At 71.3% G+C, this 19648-nt stretch carries 17 protein-coding genes; 4 read left to right on the top strand and 13 right to left on the bottom strand.

Translation table 11 applies throughout. The features are described from left to right. Positions 1-56 precede the first annotated feature (56 nt). From AB0D31_RS30335 to AB0D31_RS30325, 3 genes are all read right to left on the bottom strand, one after another. Positions 57-1784, bottom strand: a complete 1728-nt coding sequence (locus AB0D31_RS30335) for an IclR family transcriptional regulator C-terminal domain-containing protein (RefSeq protein WP_362729034.1) — start codon at positions 1782-1784, stop codon at positions 57-59. Positions 1785-1855: 71 nt separating this feature from the next. Beyond that, positions 1856-2359 (bottom strand): molybdopterin-dependent oxidoreductase, encoded by a 504-nt coding sequence (locus AB0D31_RS30330; RefSeq protein WP_362729032.1) that lies wholly within the window; start codon positions 2357-2359, stop codon positions 1856-1858. Positions 2360-2502: 143 nt separating this feature from the next. Further along, positions 2503-3201 carry a DNA-binding response regulator gene (locus AB0D31_RS30325; RefSeq protein ID WP_362729031.1) on the bottom strand — a complete coding sequence of 233 codons (699 nt, stop codon included), beginning with the start codon at positions 3199-3201 and terminating at the stop codon, positions 2503-2505. A gap of 255 nt (positions 3202-3456) precedes the next feature. Here AB0D31_RS30325 and AB0D31_RS30320 point away from each other — a divergent pair, with 255 nt between their 5' ends. Then, positions 3457-3999, top strand: a complete 543-nt coding sequence (locus AB0D31_RS30320; protein ID WP_362729029.1) for a GNAT family N-acetyltransferase — start codon at positions 3457-3459, stop codon at positions 3997-3999. Between the two features lie 103 nt (positions 4000-4102). On the opposite strand, the gene AB0D31_RS30315 is transcribed toward AB0D31_RS30320, so the two are convergent. From AB0D31_RS30315 to AB0D31_RS30305, 3 genes are all read right to left on the bottom strand, one after another. After that, positions 4103-4948 (bottom strand): aminotransferase class I/II-fold pyridoxal phosphate-dependent enzyme, encoded by an 846-nt coding sequence (locus AB0D31_RS30315; RefSeq protein ID WP_362729027.1) that lies wholly within the window; start codon positions 4946-4948, stop codon positions 4103-4105. A gap of 66 nt (positions 4949-5014) precedes the next feature. Further along, positions 5015-5164 carry a hypothetical protein gene (locus AB0D31_RS30310; protein ID WP_362729025.1) on the bottom strand — a complete coding sequence of 50 codons (150 nt, stop codon included), beginning with the start codon at positions 5162-5164 and terminating at the stop codon, positions 5015-5017. A gap of 63 nt (positions 5165-5227) precedes the next feature. Continuing rightward, positions 5228-6847 (bottom strand): DUF4041 domain-containing protein, encoded by a 1620-nt coding sequence (locus tag AB0D31_RS30305; protein ID WP_362729023.1) that lies wholly within the window; start codon positions 6845-6847, stop codon positions 5228-5230. Between the two features lie 198 nt (positions 6848-7045). Here AB0D31_RS30305 and AB0D31_RS30300 point away from each other — a divergent pair, with 198 nt between their 5' ends. Further along, positions 7046-7186 carry a hypothetical protein gene (locus AB0D31_RS30300; protein WP_362729021.1) on the top strand — a complete coding sequence of 47 codons (141 nt, stop codon included), beginning with the start codon at positions 7046-7048 and terminating at the stop codon, positions 7184-7186. A 19-nt stretch (positions 7187-7205) separates the two neighbouring features. Here the strand turns inward: AB0D31_RS30300 and AB0D31_RS30295 are convergent, their stop codons facing one another. Both AB0D31_RS30295 and AB0D31_RS30290 read right to left on the bottom strand, forming a co-directional pair. Further along, complete coding sequence (locus tag AB0D31_RS30295) at positions 7206-7772, bottom strand: hypothetical protein (RefSeq protein ID WP_362729019.1); 567 nt, start codon at positions 7770-7772, stop codon at positions 7206-7208. Positions 7773-8011: 239 nt separating this feature from the next. Further along, positions 8012-8461, bottom strand: coding sequence for a DoxX family protein (locus AB0D31_RS30290; RefSeq protein ID WP_362729017.1), 450 nt, complete (start codon positions 8459-8461; stop codon positions 8012-8014). A 198-nt stretch (positions 8462-8659) separates the two neighbouring features. Between AB0D31_RS30290 and AB0D31_RS30285 the strand changes: the two genes are divergently transcribed. Further along, the gene (locus tag AB0D31_RS30285; RefSeq protein WP_362729015.1) at positions 8660-9898 is read left to right on the top strand and encodes an amidohydrolase family protein; all 1239 of its coding nucleotides are present in this window, start codon (positions 8660-8662) and stop codon (positions 9896-9898) included. Positions 9899-9984: 86 nt separating this feature from the next. Continuing rightward, the gene (locus AB0D31_RS30280) at positions 9985-10905 is read left to right on the top strand and encodes an FkbM family methyltransferase (protein WP_362729013.1); all 921 of its coding nucleotides are present in this window, start codon (positions 9985-9987) and stop codon (positions 10903-10905) included. Positions 10906-10913: 8 nt separating this feature from the next. Here AB0D31_RS30280 and AB0D31_RS30275 read toward each other — a convergent pair whose 3' ends face one another. From AB0D31_RS30275 to AB0D31_RS30255, 5 genes are all read right to left on the bottom strand, one after another. Further along, positions 10914-11693 (bottom strand): glycosyltransferase family A protein, encoded by a 780-nt coding sequence (locus AB0D31_RS30275; protein ID WP_362729012.1) that lies wholly within the window; start codon positions 11691-11693, stop codon positions 10914-10916. Positions 11694-11903: 210 nt separating this feature from the next. Continuing rightward, positions 11904-15920, bottom strand: coding sequence for an AAA family ATPase (locus AB0D31_RS30270; RefSeq protein ID WP_362729010.1), 4017 nt, complete (start codon positions 15918-15920; stop codon positions 11904-11906). A gap of 497 nt (positions 15921-16417) precedes the next feature. After that, positions 16418-17032: an HTTM domain-containing protein gene (locus AB0D31_RS30265; RefSeq protein WP_362729008.1), complete on the bottom strand. Its 615-nt coding sequence runs from the start codon at positions 17030-17032 to the stop codon at positions 16418-16420. A gap of 547 nt (positions 17033-17579) precedes the next feature. Beyond that, positions 17580-18743 (bottom strand): ATP-binding protein, encoded by a 1164-nt coding sequence (locus AB0D31_RS30260; protein ID WP_362729006.1) that lies wholly within the window; start codon positions 18741-18743, stop codon positions 17580-17582. A 346-nt stretch (positions 18744-19089) separates the two neighbouring features. Beyond that, positions 19090-19368, bottom strand: a complete 279-nt coding sequence (locus AB0D31_RS30255; protein ID WP_362729004.1) for a hypothetical protein — start codon at positions 19366-19368, stop codon at positions 19090-19092. Positions 19369-19648: the final 280 nt, after the last annotated feature.

The raw sequence follows: 19648 nt of genomic DNA, 5'->3' as shown, positions 1-19648 counted from the left end.
TCGTCCCAATTAACCGATTAGAGGGAGATCTCGTGCGGCCTGCGGGACGAGAGCCCTCACGAGGCCGAGGCCGGGCAGAACCGGCCCACCACGTGCAGCTCCGCCTCGATGGCCGCCACCGCGGCGCGCATCTGCGGCAGCACCTGCTCCCGGCACTCCGCGAGAGTGCGCCGGGTGGTGTGCATGGCCACGTTGACCGCCGCCACCGCCCGCCCCCCGGCGTCCCGCACCGGCACCGCGAGGGAGCGCAGGCCCTCCTCCAGCTCCTCGTCGACCAGCGCGTATCCCCGTCCGGCGACCTGTTCCAGGAGCGAGGCGAGTACGGCCGGTGAGGTGATCGTGTGCGGGGTGAGCGCCGACAGCTCCGTACGGCCGAGCCGTTCCGCGCGCTCGGCGGCGCTCAGATCCGCGAGCCGGTCCGCGAGCAGCACCCGGCCCATGGCGGTGGCGTACGCGGGGAAACGGGTGCCGAGGGTGATGGTGACGCTCATGATCCGGCTGGTGGCGACCCGCGCCGTGTACCGGATGTCGTCGCCGTCGAGGACCGCGAGCGAGGCCGAGTCGTGGACGGTACGCACGAGGGCGGCGAGGTGGGGCGCGGCGATGTCGGAGAGCGTCGTACGGGAGAGCGGCGGGCAGCCGAGCGCCAGGACGCGCGGGGTGAGGCGGAAGGCACGGCCCTCGGCGGCGACCAGGCCCAGATGGCCGAGGGTGATCAGGGCGCGCCGCGCGGTGGCGCGGGCCAGGCCCGTCGCTTCGGCGACGGCGCTGAGCGAGAGCTCGGCGCGGTCGGTGCCGAACGCGGTCAGGACGGTGAGGCCGCGCGCCAGCGACTCGACGAACTCCGAACCGAGCTCCTGCTTCGACGCGGAGGTCCAGGCGGCGAGCGGGCGGGGCGGGGGCGCCGGGGCGCTCGCCGCCCCCGTGGTGTGGTCGCGGACGAGTTCGGCCTCCATCGCGTCGGCGGCCGTACGCAGCCGGCGCAGTACGGCTGCGCGCAGCGAATCGGCGCTGTGCCGGCTGGTGTGGCTGACGACGCTGACCGCGCAGACGGGCGTGCCGGCCGGGTCGTGGACGGGCACGGCGACCGCGATGAGGCCGGGCTCGATGAGCTGGTCGTCGAGCGCCGAGCCCGCGGCCCGGGCTGCGGTGACCCGCGCTTCGAAAGGGGTGCCGGGGGCGGTGGGCACGCCGGGAAGGCCGATGCCCTCGGGGTCGGCGCCGGGGCAGGCGGGAAGGCCGACGCCCTCGGGGTCGGCGGCTCGCCGGGTGCGCCCGATGCCCTCGGGGCCGGCGGCCCGCCGGGTGCGCCATGCCGTCCACTGCCCGGGTGTCCAGTGCGCGGCGAACAGGGGCCCCGGCGCGGTGTGTTCGGCCGGCAGGAGGTCGCCGATGCGGAAGGTGAGGGACATCGCGCGGCGCCGGGTGCTCTGGTGGACGAAGCGGATGCCGTCGCCGTCGGGGACGGCGAGCGACACCGACTCGTCGAGTTCGTCGGCCAGTTGGGCCGCGTACGGGCCGAGGAGTGCCGGCAGCCGCAGCGCGCCGAGGTAGGCGTTGGCCAGCTCCATCAGACGTGGGGCGAGCGTCGCGACGGACCCGTCGAGGCGCAGGTAGCCCATGCGGGCCAGGGTCGCCGCGACCCGGTCGACGGTGGAGCGGGCGAGCCCGGTGGCGCGGACCAGCTCGCCGAGGCTGAGCCGCCCGTCGGCCTCGCTGAGCGCGCGCAGGACGGCGACCCCGCGCATGAGCGGGCCGACGGCTTCGGCGGGGACGGTGCTCATGCTGCCTCCAGGGCCGGGGTGTTGACGCCTGCGCCGACGGAACGCGCACGCGGAACGCAGCCCGCCGAAGCCTAGGTCATCTGGCGAACGTCCCCCGTTGGCGTCCGCACACCCTCCTGCGGCTGCCCGCACGCACGCAGCCGGATCTGGGTGATCCCGCTGATGTAGCGCGCACCGCACCGGTCGGTGGGGATGACGAGCTGGGCGCCGAGGCCGTCGAGCGCGGCCCCGTCCAGCGCGGTGGCGAGCAGCACCGGAGAGTCGCCGAAGTCCTGGTCGATCTCGGCCCAGGACAGCACGGTGGCGTGCCCGTCCTCGCCCGTGACCTCCAGGAGGAAACGGGAGCGGTCCTTGCGGCGGGCGGGGTCGAACGCGGGGCCCGCCGCGGTGATCACCTCGCGCAGCAGCGGCCCCGTGAAGGTGTGGGCCCGCCGGCCGCTGGTCGCACAGTCGAAGGTGACGGCCGCCGTCCGCTGGGGCCACCGCTCGCGCAGCTCAGCCACGCTCAGCAGGACCGGCCGGTCCACCGCACCCACCACCGCCATGTGCCGCTCGGCCACGCGTTTATGAGTCATGTACGAGAGTATGGCTCGCATTTGCCTATTTGAGTCATGGTGTGCGGGGCGACCTTGGAAGCGGGGGTGGGGACGAGCCCGCGTCCAATTCGACGGGGCCAGGCCGGCTTGCCTCGGACCAGCCCGTCAGGCCAGGCCGTCGGTCAGCCCGTCAGGCCAGGCCGTCGGGCCAGGCCGTCCAGCTCACGCGCGCGGAGCCCGGCCTGGAAGCGGGAGGTCGCCCCGAGCACCTCCATCAGGTCGGCGACCCGCCGCCGGTACGTACGCAGTGACATGCCGAGCAGCCGCGCCGCCGACTCGTCGGTGTGCCCCGCCCCCAGCATCCGCAGAATCCGCCGCGCCTCCGCACTCAGCGCCCCGGGCCGCCGCCGCAGGTGCTCGTCGAGGTCGGGGGAGGTGTCCCACGCGGCACGCATGAGCGACCGCAGACCCGCGACGACGTCCGGCGAACGGATCACGGTGTACGTACGCGTGCCACCGGTGGGCGCACCCGCGAGGATCGCGACGCGCCGGTCCAGGACGATGGTCTCCTGGGCGAGCGGCGCGGCGCAGATCCGGATGTGGGCCCCTTTGGCGACCATCCGGCCCAGCCGCCGCTCCGCGTGCGCGTCGGGCAGCGCCTGCGGGGTGTAGAGCTTGCGCAGGACGAGGCCGCCGGGCTCTGCGCCGGGCCTTCCGCCGGGTCGGAGCCCGGCCTTGAAGGCGGTGTTGACCCCGGCCGACCAGGTCACCGGGTCGGCGGCGGCGACGAGGAACTCCTGCCGTGCTCCGGCGAACAGATGCCCGGCGCGGTCGATGAGCGCGCGTTCGCCGTGGAGCGTCACGATGGGTTCGTCGTTCATGGTCCGGTCAGTGTGCGACGCCCGGCCGTACCGGTCAACGCACAGCCGACGGCATCCCGGCCGTACCGGTCAACGCACGCCTACGGCACCCCCGGTCGCACCGGCCAACGCACGGCGACGGCCCCCGGCCGTACCGGCCAACGCACGGCCACGGCCCCCCGGCCGCACCTTTTCAGCCTGCGCCGCGCCCCTGGCGTCCACGCGGTGCGCCTCCCGCCTGTTCCGTGAACCGCCGTGACCTGCCACGCTGTTGCGATGACAGAGGTGTTCTTGCGGCGGCTTTCCCGCTGGCAGGCCGAGCAGCAGCGGGAGTCCGTCGCGGACCTGTACGTGGCGGCGTACGACGGTGTGCCGGGCGCGGAGTCCCTGGGGCGGGACGGATTTCTGCGCCGGTTCGCGGAGGATGTGCAGCGACCCGGCTTCGACATGGTCATCGCGGGCGATCCGTTCCTGCTCGGCTGCGCGTACGGCTACCCGCCGGGCCGCGAAGGCGAGTGGTGGCACGGTTTCCGGGGTGCCGCGACCGACGGAGACGAGGAACTGGCCGCCTCCGACCGGGTGTTCGCGCTCGCCGAGCTCATGGTGCTGCCCACGCGCCGCCGCAGGGGTGTCGCCACCCGGCTCCAGGAGCGACTGCTCGAACGCCAGGAGGCCGACCTGCTCACCGCCCTGATCGGCCCCGCCAACACGGCGGCGGCCGCGGCGTACGCGTCCTGGGGCTGGACCAGGTCGGTCCGCGCCGCCTCGACCACGACCGCTCCCGCCCGCGACGCCTGGACCCGGCGCCCGGGGGGCTGAGGCCTGCCGGCGCAGTTCCCCGCGCCCCCGGGTGGGTGGACCTGAGCAGGGTGCTCACAAGCAGCCCACCTCAGCCTGTCCGGCGATGGAGGACGAGCGCCCTTCAGGCGCGAACGGGGCTCGGGGCGGAGCCCCGGGGGGCCGGGTGGCCGGGGCCTGGGTGCCGGGTCAGAACCCCTCCTTGCGGCGGCGCAGCCGACGGGCGAAGACGGCCGGAACGACGTAGACCATGGCGAGCGAGCCGAGGGCGAGGAAGAAGGAGAAGATCCCGGGGGTCCTCGATGACCACGACGTCGCCGGGGCCGACCAGCATGCGGACCAGGATGTCCATGGCCTGGGTGGCGCCGCTGGTGACCATGATCTGGTCGGGCGAGGCGTCGAGGGCACGGCTTCGGCGGACCAGCGTCGCGATCTCGGTACGCAGGGCGGGTGAGCCCTCGGCGGGCCCGTAGCCGAGCGAGGCGGCGCCCGCGCGGCCGTACGCCGTGTGCAGCGACTGCCGCCAGCGCGCCAGGGGAAACTCGGCGAGCGCGGGTGTGCCGTGCCGGAAGTCGATGACGTCCGCGTCCCGTTGCGCGGGCGGCGCCTCCCAGGGCCGCCACAGGGTGTCCCCGCCGTCGGTGGGCCGCGGCGGCTGCGGCTCCAACAAGACGGTGGGCGGCGCGAGTCGGGGCCGACCGGGCTCGACGGCGTCGGCGTCGGGTGCGACGCGCGTCCCCGACCCCTGCCGGGCGGTGATGACGCCGTTGGCGCGCAGGAGTTCATAGGCGCGGGTCACGACGGTACGTGACACGCCGAGCTGCCCGGCGAGTGCGCGGGAGGCGGGCAGCCCGTCCCCCGGCCGCAGCCGGCCCGCCCGGACGAGCGCGGCGATCTCCTCACAGAGCTGCTGCTGCAACGGCGTACCACCGTCCCGGTCGAGGACGATCAGCAACTCCGGCGACCCCACGCCTTCCCCCTTCGGCAGGTCCCCCCGGGTGCCCGTGCCCGTGCCCGTACACCGCGGTGCGGGCGTTCAGGAGAGCAGGCCGCCCACGATCAAGGCGATGTAGTGCCCGAGCTGGTGCCACCGCTTGCAGTACCGCTTCGGACGCCACACGGAGCGCCGAACGAACGGCTTGTTGCACAGGACGCACGGCCGTGTCTGCGCATCCCCCATGGTCATGACCCTAACTCCCGCTCCGAGGGGGACAGCAGGGGGTTTTCCCGGTCCGAGGCGGGCGCTGCCTCACGCGGTCCGGGCCGCAGCCCCTCCCGCACCCGCGGCCCTCGCGCCGGCTTCGCCCAGATGCCGTCCCGCCCGCCATTCCAGCGCCTGCGGCTCCTCCGTGAACTCGATCAGATGCTGCCCGGCGTGCTGCCGCAGCGCGTCCCGCACCTCTGTGGGGGTGGCGTAGAAGAACTCCTTGCGACTGTTGACCTGGTTGACCCGCCGCGACGCGAACTGGCGGTGCAGCGCGGCTTCCAGGCCGACGGCGTCCTTGCTGAAGACCAGCGCGTGTACGTCGAAACGGAACGGCACGGCCGCCCCGCTCAACTCGTGGACTCGCTCCAGGGGTTCGAGGCGTCGCGTCAGACCGATCTTGACGATGCGGTCCCCGAAGGCGCCGATGTTCGAGATGACGTAGACGTAGCCGGCGCGGATGTTCGCCGCCCGCGACTCGACGTCCCGCAACGCGTCGTCGATCTCGGCCAGTTTGGTCTCCATCTCGGCCACGCCCGCCGCGTCCCCGCGCTTGCGCAGACGCTGGAGGGCGGCCTGATAGTGGCCCAGCTCCTTGTTGAGTTTCTCGCGCTGTCGGTCGAGCTCGCGCTGGACCGCCGCCTCCTCGCGTTCCCGGGCCCGCACCTCACGCTGCGCCTCCTTCTCCTCTTCCTTCTTCTGGAGGAAGTCGGCGGTGAGCTCCAACTCCCGTACCCGCGCCGCGTGATACGCGTCGGTGATCCGGATGTGCATGGTCGCGCCGAGCCGGGCGATCGTCTCGCGGCTCTTGAAGAGCCGGTCTACGAGGGAATCGAGCCGGTGCGGCCGCATCGACCGCACGGCGTAGTCGGCCTCGGCGTTGTAGGCACGCAGCATGAGCTTGGAGAAGTCGCGGATCATCTTCTGGCCCTCGCGCAGAGAACCGTTCACCGTCCAGTCCGTGGCCGCCTGGACGGCCCGGCCCGCACGGGCGAGCGTCTTGATCTCGGCCTGGAGCGTGTCGAGCCGGCTGCGGTAGGCGACCGCGTCGTGCAGCATGTGCCGGTAGGCGTAGATCCCTGCCTCCTGCAACATGGCGGTCTCGTCGGCGTTCACGATGCGGCTCTGCAACTCGGCCAGTCTGCGCCCGGCTTCGGCGATGTCCTGCCGGTTCCGGTCGGCGTCCTTGCGCGCCCGCTCGGTCTCCTTCGCCGTCCGGCGCGCGTCGTCGAGGACCTCTTTCGCCGTCGCCCGCGCGTCCTTGAGGACGGCGGCGCCCACCTCGGCGGCCTCGACGGACGCCCTCTCCCGCAACGCGGCGGCCTCCGCTTCGACCTGCCGTACGAGCCCGGCGACCCGCGCGGCGTCCAGCCCCTGCGTCCGTGCGATCCACGCCCGCAGCTCCTCGGCCTCGGAGACGCCATCGGCGCGCCGCCGTCCGAACAGACCGCCCTTGCGCGGTGCCGGTACCCCAGCCGTGGGCCAGGGGCCGGCGACGGCCGGCGCCGCAGCGCCTGCGGGGGTGCCGGTGGTGGGGTCCGTACCGGGGCCGGGGCCGGCGTCCGGGAACGCCTCGGGAAGCCAGAGCTGCCAGCCGGCCGGCGGCGGGGGCCACGAGGGGTCGGGCCGCCACTCCGGCGCGGGGACCCATCCCGCAGGTGGCACCGGCCAACCTGGCGGCGGATTGAAGCGATAAGCAGCCATGCCCCACCCCTCGCCCCGGGCACCCCGAGCGTGCGGGGCGCCGGACGACCCGGCCGAAACGTAGAGCGACATTTTCGCCCCGATTGACCCTGCCGGGCGCGCGCATATTCCACTTCGTGACATGGCTGTGACCGTGAGCGAGCGGTGTGGGTTCCCCCGATGAGTTCGCCCGGCCGCGCGCGCAGCTTCTTCGACCTCGACGGCCACGGCTGGCAGGTCATGTGGATGGACCCGAAGGCGGTGGAGGTGGGCCCCGAGGCCTTCGTGGTGTCCACGCGGGAGACCGACGGCCCGTCGTGACGCCGGGCCGCCCGCGGCATCAGAGATGCATCATCGACATCAACTCGCCGCTGCGCAGCCCGGTCGCGACGGAGGGGACCTTCTCGCCGGGCCGGATCCAGCCGGCGCGCTCGGCGGCCGCGACGGCGCCCTTCTCCGCTTCGTCCGCCTCAGCGTTCAGCGCCTCGTTCGCGCCCAGTTGCCCGGCTTTCGCCGCCGCGGACGCGGCGAGCGATGCTGTGAGCGCGGCCTTGCAGGCGGCGACGGAGGGTTCTGTCGCGCCGTCGATGTCCTGGCCCATCCGGGCGGCCTGCGCGGCGGAAGCAGCCGCGTTCCTGGCGCAGCGGGAGTCCGCGGCCGGGTCGGGAGCGCTCTCGGAGATCACAGCCAGGGCCTGAGCCGCGACGCGGGCGGCGTGGGCGGCCTTCCAGACGGCTTCGGCGCGGGCCGAGGAGCCTTCCGGTTCCGCTGCTGAGCCACGCTGTTCGATGTAGTGGCTGAGAGCGGCCGCGCGCGCCGCAGCACTCTCCGCCCGCGCGGCGTGGCTCTGCCTGAGGACCGTCGCTGCCTCGGGCGTCCGCTCGTCCTGGTCGTCGTGTGCGCTCATCGCTTCTCCCTGTCTGCCGGCACGACGGTTCGCGCCCAGCGCGTGGCGTCCTCCCCGACAGTGAACCGCGCCGCGGAGGACGGATATGCGGGGCAGGGTGGCATGTAACGGCGTAACAGACCAGAGGCGAGCGGGGCTTCGACGGCGGCGTGGTCGCACGGTGGCCGCGCACGCGAGGGGCTGCCGGCTTCCCCGGCCGAGGGAAGGTCGAGAGTCCTGAAACGCCGCGGCACGGGGTGTCACCGGAAGAGCCCCAGCGCACCGTCCAGTGACCAGACCTGCCACGCGACCCCGAGGAGTGCCACCAGCGAGATCAGGGCCATCATCAGGTTCTGGCCCTGCTCGGCCACGTCGTGGATCATCAGCACGAGGTAGCTGAGGCTGAGGACGAGCCCGCAGGTCAGGGCGATCGGTGTGAGGAATCCGAGGATGAGGCCGAGGCCGAGGGCCAGCTCGGCGTAGGCCACGACGTAGGCCATGGCGACGGGCCGGGGTCGCACCACCACGTCGAAGCCCGAGCGCACGACGCTCCACCGGTGCTTCTCTGCGATGCCTGCCGCCCATCTGATGCCGCCGCCCCCGAACCAGTCCTTCTTGTCCTTGTGGCGCCAGCTCTCCAGCCACCAGAGGCCGAGCCCGATCCGGAGCACGGCGAACCACTCGGCTCCGCCGAGCCACAACGTCTGCATGCGGCGCCCCCTCCGACATCTCACCTGACGTTACGTCAGATCAGTTCAGCGTAGGGCCCGTTGGCCGCGCAAGAGGGGCGGGGGATGTGGCGGAACGCTTGCCGTCGCCAGAGGGAAGTCATACGCTCAATCTGATGGGGCGTCAGATACGGCGTCGGATACGACAGCCGGAGGTCCGGCGGCAGTAGGGGGTAGGGCGTGGCCAGCAGCGAGCACGGCAGCAAGGAGATCCCCCGGGTCATCAGCGTGGACGACCACGTGATCGAGCCCGCGCACCTCTTCGAGACATGGCTCCCGGGCAAGTACCGCGACCGGGGGCCGAAGCCCTTCACCGCGGGGATCGGCGAGTTGGCGTACATCGGCGGCAAGTACGAGTTCACGACCGACCCCGAGGGGCAGATCACCGACTGGTGGGAGTACGAGGGGCAGATCTTCCCGTACAAGCGCATCATCGCCGCCGTCGGTTTCTCCCGCGACGAGATGACGCTCGACGGCATCACGCGTGAGCAGATGCGGCGCGGCTGCTGGGATCCCAAGGCCCGGTTGGCGGACATGGACCTCAACCACGTCGAGGCCTCCCTCTGCTTCCCGACCTTTCCGCGCTTCTGCGGGCAGACCTTCGCCGAGGCCAAGGACAAGGACGTCGGGCTCGCCTGCGTCCGGGCGTACAACGACTGGATGGTCGAGGAATGGTGTGGTGACAGCGGCGGCCGGCTCATTCCGCTGTGCCTGATCCCGCTGTGGGACATCGACTTGGCCGTCGCCGAGATCAAGCGGAACGCGGCCCGCGGGGTGCGCGCGGTGACGTTCTCCGAGATCCCCACGTATCTGGGACTGCCGTCGATTCACTCCGGCTACTGGGACCCGTTCTTCGCGGCCTGCGAGGAGACGGGAACGGTGGTGAACATGCACATCGGCTCGTCGTCGCAGATGCCGGCGGCGTCCCCGGACGCCCCGCCCGCGGTGCAGGCCTCGCTCAGCTTCAACAACGCCATGGCGTCGATGATGGACTTCCTGTTCTCCGGGGTGCTGGTCAAGTTCCCCCGGCTCAAACTCGCCTACAGCGAGGGGCAGATGGGGTGGATTCCCTACGCCCTGGAGCGCGCCGACGACGTGTGGGAAGAGCACCGCGCGTGGGGCGGCGTGAAGGACCTGATCCCCGAGCCGCCGTCCACGTACTACTACCGGCAGATCTTCTGCTGCTTCTTCCGCGACCGGCACGGCATCGAGGCCATCGAGACCGTGGGCGTGAACAACGCGACCTTCGAGACCGACTACCCGCACGTCGACTCGACGTGGCCGCACACGAAGCGGGTCGCCACCGAGCATGTGGGCGGGCTGCCCGAAGACGTCGCGTACAAGCTCCTGCGGGGGAACGCCATTCGGATGCTGGACCTGCCCTTCGACCGGGACCTCAGGTCCTCCGCCGAGCGCTGATCACGGCTGCCGCTCGTTCGGAACGCCGGGGAGGCGGCCCTCCCCGGCGTTATCGTTCGCCCGTCCCTTGACGGAGAGGCAGTCGGATGAGCAACCCCATGTCACAGGCCCTGATCACCTTGGGGCGTCGCTATGTACGTGACGCGCCAGGCACCTTGGGGAAGGCCGCGCTCGCCGCGAGATACCTCAACCCCCGGCTGGGCGACCAACCGCGCCGGCGGGTCGCTCAGGACCGGTTCGGCTCCCGGTTCGCCGTCGATACGCAGGATCTCATCCAGCGGTATCTGTACTTGTTCGGAGTGTGGGAGCCCCACATGACGCACTGGCTCCGGCGAAGCCTGAAACCCGGGGACACGTTCATCGACGTCGGCGCCAACATCGGTGTCTTCTCCGTGCTGGGCTCGCGTCTTGTCGGCAGTACGGGGCGGGTCGTGGCGATCGAGGCCTCGCCCACCTTTCACCGCCGCCTTCTGCGGCATGCGGCCCTCAATCACCGCGACAACATCCGCGCGGTCAACGTGGCCGTCTCGGACGTGCGCGAGACGCTGACATTCGTCCTGGCCAGCTCGCACAACATGGGCGCCAACTCGATCGTTCCGTACGACGGGCCGGCGGAGTCGACCTTCGCGATCGAGGCCGTTCCGCTGGCCGAGCTTCTGGAACCGGACGAGGTGGCCAGGGCGCGGGTGATCAAAATCGATGTCGAGGGCGCGGAGGGCAGTGCCGTCCGGGGGCTCGCTCCCGTGCTCGACGGCCTTCGGCCGGACGCGGAGATCGCTGTCGAGATCACTCCGGACCGGATGGGTCAACTCGGCGACTCCGTCGATGAGTTGCTGTCCACCATGCGAACGCACGGCTTCCACGCGTACCGGCTGCCGACCGAGTACGCGCCGGCGAGCTACCCGCGGGCGATACGGCGCCCCGTGGCTCCGCTCCGCCGGCGCCGGCCGATCGTGGGGGAGACGGAGCTGATCTTCTCCCGTGTCGATGCCGAGGCGCTGACCTGAGACGGCGGTCAGCCGGCGTCGCCGGCGTCGCTGGCGTCGACGGGGTAGCGCCACTGGAAGCGGTCCAGCGCCCGCGCCCGGGCCTCCACCACAGCCATCCGGGCTTCGCGCTCGGCGGCGTCGACGTGTGCAGCCTGGCCGGTAGCCTGGCCCTCCCACTTGCGGTACAGGAGCCCGACCTCGGACGAGAACCAGCCGCGCGCGACGGCGTTCAGCGCGAGGAGCAGCCCGGTGTCCTCCGAGGCGGGAAGCGCCATCCAGCCGCCGAGCGCGAGGAGCAGGTCACGGCGGACGAAGAGCGTCGCCGGATGAACCTGCGCCCGGTAGTCGTTGGCCGCCCAGTAGTCGACCACCGCTCGCCGCTCGATCGGGCCGGGCGCGGGGTCGCCGGGGAAACCGGCGGTCGAACCGTCGGGGAGGAAGTCGAGCACGCGCGAAGTCGCCCAACCGATGCTCGGGTCGGCCTCCAGCGCCGCCAGGTCGCGGGCGAGCGTCCCGGCGGGGAGCTGGTCATCGGCGTCCAGGACCTTCACGTACGCGCCGTCCGCGTGGGCGAGCGCCATCATGCGTGCGACACCGGGGCCGCCGGGCCGGCCCTGCCGGAAGGTGATCCGCTCGTCGTCGGGGACGTGCGGCGCGACCTGGTCGGTCGTGCCGTCCTCCTGGATCAGCCACTGCCAGGTCCAGCCCTCGGGAAGCTCCTGCGCGCACAGCGACCTGTACGCGTCCGGCAGGAAGTGCGCCGACGGTGCGTGGACGGCCGTGACGATGACGATGCGCCGGTTCACGGCTCACCACCTTTCCCAGTGAGTCGCGAACAGCATGTCGGTGCGCCGTGTCCGGTAGGTGGCGTGCAGCACACAAGCGAGCGCCCGATCGCCGGCGACGGGGGATGCGCCGGCGATCGGGCTGGCGCCAACCCTAACAACGGCGCGACTGCGCCGGGAATCGCCTGCGGGACGGCGGCGAGGGGTTGTGATTGAGATCACGTCTCGCGCTCATGGGTCGCAAGGCGGCGCGTAGGACAGGCGGGGCAGGTTCTCGCGCCATTTCTGGGGCGTCAGAACGCCCCGAGTGGAGGAGCAGATACGGCTGATGGCGTCATCGGCGTCCAAGTTCCACAGCCGGACGGTATCGCTGCCGCTCGACACCCCGAGCATGTGACTGTGGGGGCTGAACGACAGGAAGTTGCCCGTCTTCGCGGTGGGGTTCATCGATTGCCCGATGGCGGAGGCTTCGGACGGGTGGCCGACGTTCCAGAGCCGGACCGCGTTGTCGTTGCCGCCGCTCGCCAGGGTGCGTCCGTCCTGGCTGAACGTCAGTGACACGACCGCTTCGGTATGGCCCGTCAGGGGCGATCCCGCCTGGGTTGCCTTGAGCGGGTCGGCGATGTTCCAGAGCCGGACCGTGTCGTCGTCACTGCCACTGGCCAGCGTGCGGCCGTCCGGGCTGTAGGAGAGCGCGTTGACGGGCCCGAGGTGCCCCGTGAGAGGTGGCCCGAGGCGGGAGCTGTGACGCGGGTCGGTCACGTTCCACAGCCTTATCGTGCCGTCCGCGCTGCCGCTGGCGAGAGTCCGGCCGTCCGGGCTGAACACGAGGGAGTTGACATAGCCCTTGTGTCCGGACAGAGGCGTACCCAACGGAAGGTGCCGCGAAGGGTCCCCGGCGTCCCACAGTTGTACGGTGCGGTCGTCGAAGGCGGTCGCCAGGGTGCGGCCGTCCGGGCTGAACGCCAGCGCGCTGGGACCGGAGAACCGCGTCCGCAGGGTGATGGGCGGCCCGTAGGGGGTCGGCCGTTCGGGGTCGACGACGTTCCACAGCTGTACGGTGCGGTCCCCCAACAGGACCGCGAGCGTGCGACCGTTGGGGGAGAACACCAGCGAACGCACCTCACCCTCCCCCGAAGTGAACGGCTTCCCCCGGGGCACGGGCCGGTCGGGAGCGTCGACGTTCCACAGCCGGACCCTGTTGTCGCGTGCCGCCGTGGCAAGCACCCGCCCGTCCGGGCGGAACGATCCGATGCGGCCGATCATGTCCGACGTGGGGATCGACCACAGGCGCACCTTCCCGTCGCCGCTTCCGGTGGCGAGGGTCCGGCCGTCGGGGCTGAAACCCAGGGCGTACATTTCGCCGCTGCTCCCGGAGAGAGGCTCGCCGACCTGCGAGGGATAGGCGGGGTCGCTGACGTTCCACAGGCTCGCCGTGCTGTCCGCGCTGGCGGCGCCCAGCTTGGTTCCGTCGGGGCTGAAGGCCACCGACCAGATCGGGCCGGTGTGGCCGGTGAGCGGAGAGCCGAGGGGGCTCGCGTGACGCGGGTCGCCCATGTTCCAGAGCCGGATGGTGTCGTCGGCGCCGCCGCTGGCCAGTGTGCGTCCGTCGGGGCTGAAGGCCACCGAGTGCACGGTGCCCGCGTGCCCGGTCAGCGGGGTGTCGACCGGTGCCGGGTGGCGGGGATCGGTCATGTCCCACAGCCGGATGGAGCCGTCGTCGCCGCCCGCCGCCAGCGTCCGCCCGTCCGGGCTGAACGCCACGGAACGTGTGGCGGCGGTGTGGCCGGTCAGGTCGTCGAGCGTCTTGGGCCGGCGCGGGTCGGCCACGTCCCACAGCCGGACGCTGCCCTTCTCACTGGCGGATGCCAGCGTGTGCCCGTCCGGGCTGAAGGCGACCAGGTAGATCGTGCCCCCAGGGCCGCTCAACGGTGCGCCGAGCGGCAGCGGGCGGCTCGGATCGCGTACGTCCCAGAGCCGGACCGTACCGTCGTCCGAAGCGCTGGCGAGCGTGCTGCCGTCCGGGCTGAAGACCGCGCTGCTCACCCAACTCGCGTGCGCGGTGAGCGGTTTGCCCAGCGGTTCTGGGCGCGCCGGGTCCCGCACGTCCCACAGCCGAACGGTCCGGTCGTAGCTGGCGGTGGCCAGGGTGTGGCCGTTCGGACTGAACGAGGTGAGGTAGACGGCACCGGTGTGGCCGAGGAGTGCAGTCGCCAGCGGCGCGTTCACGGTCGAGATCAGCCGATTTTTCGTACCTTCGTCGCCGGGCCGCAAACGGTGGGCGACCAGGGCGAGTTGAGCGGAGAGCGACGGATCCGTGTGCTGGGCCCGGTCGGCTTCGGCGAGCACCTGCTCGAACACGGCGTCGTCCCGTTGCTGCCGGGCGATCACCGCCGAACCGACGGCCAGGATCGCGAGGACGACCAGAGCCGACACCGCGCCGCGCATGAGCCACACCGTCCGCTTGCGCAGCTTGACCGAAGCGGCCAGGAACTCCACCGCGGCCCGGGTCAGGAAGGTGTCACCGGCGGACTTCGCCCAGGAGCGGGCCTGTTCCAGCCGGGACCCCCGGTAGAGCAGGGATGTGTCGCGGCTCGATGCCTCCCAGGCCCTGCCGTCCTCGTCCAGCCGCTGGCGCAGCAGATTGCCGGTCCGGTCCTCGTCGATCCAGTCGCGCAGGCGCGGCCAGGCGTGCAGCAACGCCTCATGGGTGATCTCCACGGTCTCCGCGTCGAGCGTCACCAATCGGGCGCGGACCAGCGCTTCGAGGGACTCCTCCGTCTTGTCGGAGTCCGTCGACTCTTCCGCCAGCTGGCGACGCGCCCCGCGCCTGCGGGTGGCCTGGGTGTCCTCGCCGAGCCGGACCAGCCGGAGGAGGAGCAGCCGCGCGGCCGAGCGCGCCGCCGGGTCGAGGCCCGTCCAGGCCTGCTCGGCGGTGGCCGCGACCGCACCCTGGATTCCGCCCGCCGTGCGGTAGCCGGCCAGCGTCAGCCGTCCGGCCTTGCGCCGCTGCCAGGTGGCGAGCAGGGCGTGCGAGAGGAGCGGTAGCGCCCCCGCGTTGTGCGCTCCGCGGGGCCCGTCGGCGCTGACCTCCCTGACGATCAACTCCGCGAGACCGGGTTCGAGTTCCATACCCACTGCTTTGGCCGGCCCCGTCACCGCTTCGCGCAGTTCCGCGGTGCTCAGCGGCCCGAGGACCATGTGCCGGTGCTGGAGGGCGTCGGCCAGTTCCGGATGGCCGAGACACTGCTCGAAGAAGTCGGCACGTATGCCGAGGACGACGAGGGCGGGCGCGGACCCACCGGGCTCGGCGGGCGTGCACGCGGCGTGCAGGAGCTGAATGAAGGCGCGCTTGTCCGGCTCGTGCGCGGTGAGGGTGAAGGTTTCCTCGAACTGGTCCACGATGACGACAGGAGGCGCGGGGGAGTCCGCTTCGCGCTGCGCCCAGGCCGAGACGGCGTCCCGCACCGCGTGCCCGAAGCGCGGAGTCCCGGGTTCCGTCACGGTCGATTCCCGCGCGGCACGGACGACGGGGCCGAGTTCGGGGATCCGGCGGGTCAGCTCCCCCAGCGGATCGGCTCCCGGTACGAGCTGGAGTACCGCTCTCTCGCAACCGCCCTCGTCACCCAGCGCGCCCTCGCGCAGCGTGGGCACCAGACCGGCGTTCAGAAGGGAAGACTTTCCCGCCCCGGAGGCACCCACGAGCATGACGAGGCCCCCGGTCTTCTCCGCGGCGCGGAGCTGGGCGACAAGGGAGTCCCGGCTGCGCTCCCGGCCGAAGAACCACCGGGCGTCCTGCGCCCGGTACGAGGCGAGCCCCAGATACGGGCAGACGCCGCCCGCAACGGCCGTGGCTTCGACTTCGGCTTCGCCCGAGGCGTCCTTCTCGTGCGCGGACGGCGTGGGGCGGTCGGCCACGGGGTCGGCCATCGCGTGCTCCCACAACCGCTGCCACCGGGCCACGTCGTACAGGCCCTCGGACACGGGCGTGGGCCTGGAGCGTCGCGCTTCGGGTATCAGGATGTGCAGCACCACGGCGAGTGCGGCGAATTGGGCCGGCACGTTCTTGGCCCGCCGCCAGTCGCTGATCCGCTGGGCGGATACGCGCACCGGCCGCCCCCGCTCGTCGACCCGCTGCAGCCGCACGACGGACTCGGCGACCCGTTTGAGCGGGGGATCGCCGGCCTCCTTGTACAGCAGCGCCAGACGTTCCGCGAAGGCGGTGCGTGCCCCTGAATCGGGACTCAAGGTCTCCTCTCCTTACTTCCCCCGTGCCTGGGTGTCCGGACCGGAAAACTCAGCCTATAGGGCTGACCTGCGGTTTAACCGTGCTCCGAAGGCCGGAGCCTCGTCCGGGAGAGCCACGGGTGACAGGATCTCCCCGTAGTCGCGCAGCAACCGGGCGTTGCCCGGCCGGGGCGGTCGGAACAGCGCTCGGAGAGACAGCTCATGATGCCCCATCTCTCCGAATCCACCTCGGTGGAGCCGTCCAGCGGTGGCGACTTCCAGCCGCGCGAGCCCGAATTCCCAAGGGGCCGACCCGCCACGGGGCAGCGCCGGGCGTCTGGTTCAGTACCGGTCCCCACAGGGGAGGGACCGGTGCCGAACCAGACGCTCGGCGTGAACACCGCAGTCGGCTGTGGGGCGGGGGGCCGCTCGTGGGGGCTCCTTGCGTCGCGGGTGTGTGTGGGGGCAGTCGGTGAGGGGAGTGCGGTCGGGAGCGGCGGCGACCGCGGCGCATCCGATCATGATGAGGCTGAAGCTCCACAGCCCGATGGTCGCGTCATGATCAGGCTGAAACTCCACAGCCCGATGGTCGCGATGATGCTGGCGTGCAGCAGGACGTCGAGCACGAAGGCGACTTTGCGCCACCGCTCCGGGCCCAGCAGGAACGCCGCGATCACCAGCTCGATGATGATCCCTCCCCAGGCCAACAGAGCGAGGGTAGGCCCGTGTTCGGACAGCCAGAGCACCGGGCCCTTGAATGGCTCGGCGGCACCGAAGATCGGGTCGCGCAGGATGTAGTACTCGGCGGACCCGTTGAGCCGGTCCGGCACGCCGAACTTACTGATGCCGCTCTGCGCGTACAGGATCACCAGCTGGATGCGCAGGGCCCAGAACGCCGCGAAGGCGGTGCCGCGTGCGGTGGGCTGAGCCAGGGACACGGTCCCTGACGCCGGCCGGTGCCTGGGGCTCGTCAGCGACCAAGTGCTGCTGCACTTCCCGGGCGCCTCAGCCGGTTGCGGTTGCCGACCCGCCCCGACTGGACCGCGCTGGTCACCCACTCCGGCGAGGCCGTCCTCCTGCTCGGCCAGGTGGCTGAGGCTGTCGGTGAGACGCCGCATGCGGGCCTCGGTCACGTCGGCCGTGTCGGGGACGATGAAGGCCGGGCTGTGGGTAATCAGGATGTGGGCGACCTCGCGGCCGTCCGATCCGGTGCCTGGCCATGGCCAGGCACCCCAGGCTGCCCTCGGCGGAGGAGGAGGGGAGCTGCCCGGGAGCCAGATCTCGAAGTTGGCACCCAAACAGCTCCCAGAATGGCCCCCCAACGCAAATCAGGCCCGGTACTGATCTCTCAGTACCGGGCCTGACCTGGTGTTTCGGCTGTCGGGGTGGCGGGATTTGAACCCACGACCTCTTCGTCCCGAATGAGGTTCGACCGAGATTGCTACCTGGGGATCTTGCTGAACGTGCAGGTCAACAGCTTGGTCTGGGTTGGCTGGGCGAGGTCTCGCGGGGGCCCAAGAGGAAGATCATCTCCCAGGATTCTCCCAACGCTTAGTGCTCGGCATGGGGGTCAGTTCGCGGTTGCGGCCGGGAGCTGCGTTGCGTGAGCAAGTTTGCCCGGAGCTGGGAGCGAAGAGGGTCGGCGCTTTCGATGGAACTGGCGGGATCGGTCCGGCACCGTCAGATCCTGCGAGCGTCGGTGATGATCCCGTCGACGATGGCTGCGGCCTGCTCCGGGTGTCCCTCCAGCCAGTTGCCGAGGTGCTCCCGGACGGCCTCATCGACGCAGGCGCGTACTGCGGGGTTGCCGAGCACTCCGCGGGTGGCGCCCTCGAACGAGGGATGGTCCAGTTTCACGGACACGACAGCCGTCAGTCCTTCGCAGACCCGATCGGCGCTGAGATCGGGGTCCGTCGCTGTCAGAAGTTGTCGCTCCCGTGCGTAGGCGGTTACCGAGGCTGTCACCCCGTCGCGGAAGCCCACCATGTGTGTGCCGCCACCGAGGGTGGGCTGGCTGTTGGCGAAGCTGCGGATCCGTTCCTCGGGGGACGTGGACCACCGCAGGGTGACCTCCGCCGTCCCTGCCAGCCGCAGGTCCTCCCAGGCGAAGGCGATGGCGTCCGGGTGTACGGGCGTCCGTGCCGTGGCGTCGAGGAAGGCAACGAAGTCCTGTGCCTCGCCCAGGAACTGCACCGACAGGGTCTCGCCCGGAGGACGTGTGTCGGTGAGCGAAATACCCAGGCCCCGGTTCAGGAAGGCCAGTTCTCTGAAGCGTTCGGACAGCACGGCGAACGAGCACTCCACGGTCTCGAAGATGTCGGAGTCGGGCCAGAAGGTGATGGTCGTTCCGCTACAGGTTGCGGCCCCCATGGCGGTGGGCGCGGCGACGGCGACGCCGCGCACGTACTCCTGAACCCAGCGGGCACCATCGCGCCGCACCTCGGCAGTCAGGCGGCTCGACAGGGCGTTGGTGACACTGGGCCCGATGCCGACCAGGCCCACAGTTGCAGTGTTGCGGTAGGCAGGCTCCACTCCGGCGTACATGCGGGTCAGCAGAGCTTCGAGGTCACTGGCACCATCCATGTCATCGGTGACCTCGACGGGAACGCCCGGCCCATCGTCGGCGACCTTCACGCCGCCATCGGGCATGAGGGTGACGTCGACGGAACTGGCGCGGCCGGCCAGGACCTCCTTCACGGCCCGGCCCACGACCTCGAACACGGCCTGGTGCAGGCCACGTTCACCAGTCGAGCCGACATACATCCCGGGCCGCTTCCGAACGGCCTCCCACCCCTCCAGCACCGTGATGTGCGTGGCGTCGTACAGGTTGGCGTTCTCACTCACGAAGTCCCCTATCGACCCTATCCAGCACTGCTGCCCAGCCTAGGGAAATCTCCCGAAAACACCAGGTCAGAGAAGGTGACGCGAGGGCGCGGAAGGGCGCGTGGCCGCCTGCCTGGATACAGCTGACCCAGGGGCGGAGGTGGACCCGGAGATTTGCGGTCAGACCCTGGCCGAGGCCGCGTACGCCCCCAATTCCCTGTGCCCCCAAGCCCCCTGATTTCAGGTCGACTTACGGAGCTATGGTGCGCCGGCTCTCTGTCCTGCGCCTGATCGCCGTTCTCTTTGTGGCGTTACGACGGCGGATCCATGGAGGGAGCCGCAGACCGGAACGTCGTCGACCGATAGGTCAGGCTTCGGGGGCCATGAGGTGTCGCCGGGCTGCCGCCCAAACGTCTTCGAACTCCTCAAAGGTCAACGGCTCCTCGACGTGCCCCTCCCGGTCGGTGACGGGCAACTCGGCAGTGAACCCGCACCGGGCGTCGTCGTCCTCGGCCGAAGCGGCGGCGATGGGTCGCAGCGCTGGCCCTTCGAGCTCGACTTGGCGGCGCACCCAGTCGTCGGTGCCGACCTCGAAGTAGAACCAGGTGTCTTGTTCGTCCCAGTAGCTGCGGAACCATCGCGTCACTGGCCTATTCTGGCCACCGCTACTCTCCTCCGACAGCTCGATGGTCAGTAATCGAACCAGACGACGAGCCGTACGTTCTCCGGGCCGTGCAGCCCGCCCAGTGTCCGCATCACTTCCCAGACCGGTCCCCAGTGGGTGGCATCTCCCGCGACCGCGCGACGGCTGAGTGCGCCGGATGACCCTGCTTACTGACCTTGAATGCGTGATGTCGTCATGGTGGCTGGCGTCGGAGGCCGGTGCCGGTGAGGCAGCCGTTGAGGACGTCGTGGCGGTACTGGAG

The sequence above is a fragment of the Streptomyces sp. NPDC048361 genome (genome assembly GCF_040651795.1).
Classification (GTDB): Bacteria; Actinomycetota; Actinomycetes; order Streptomycetales; family Streptomycetaceae; genus Streptomyces.
The sequence above is the reverse complement of the archived record's forward strand: the minus strand, read 5'-3'. Positions and strand labels throughout refer to the sequence as shown.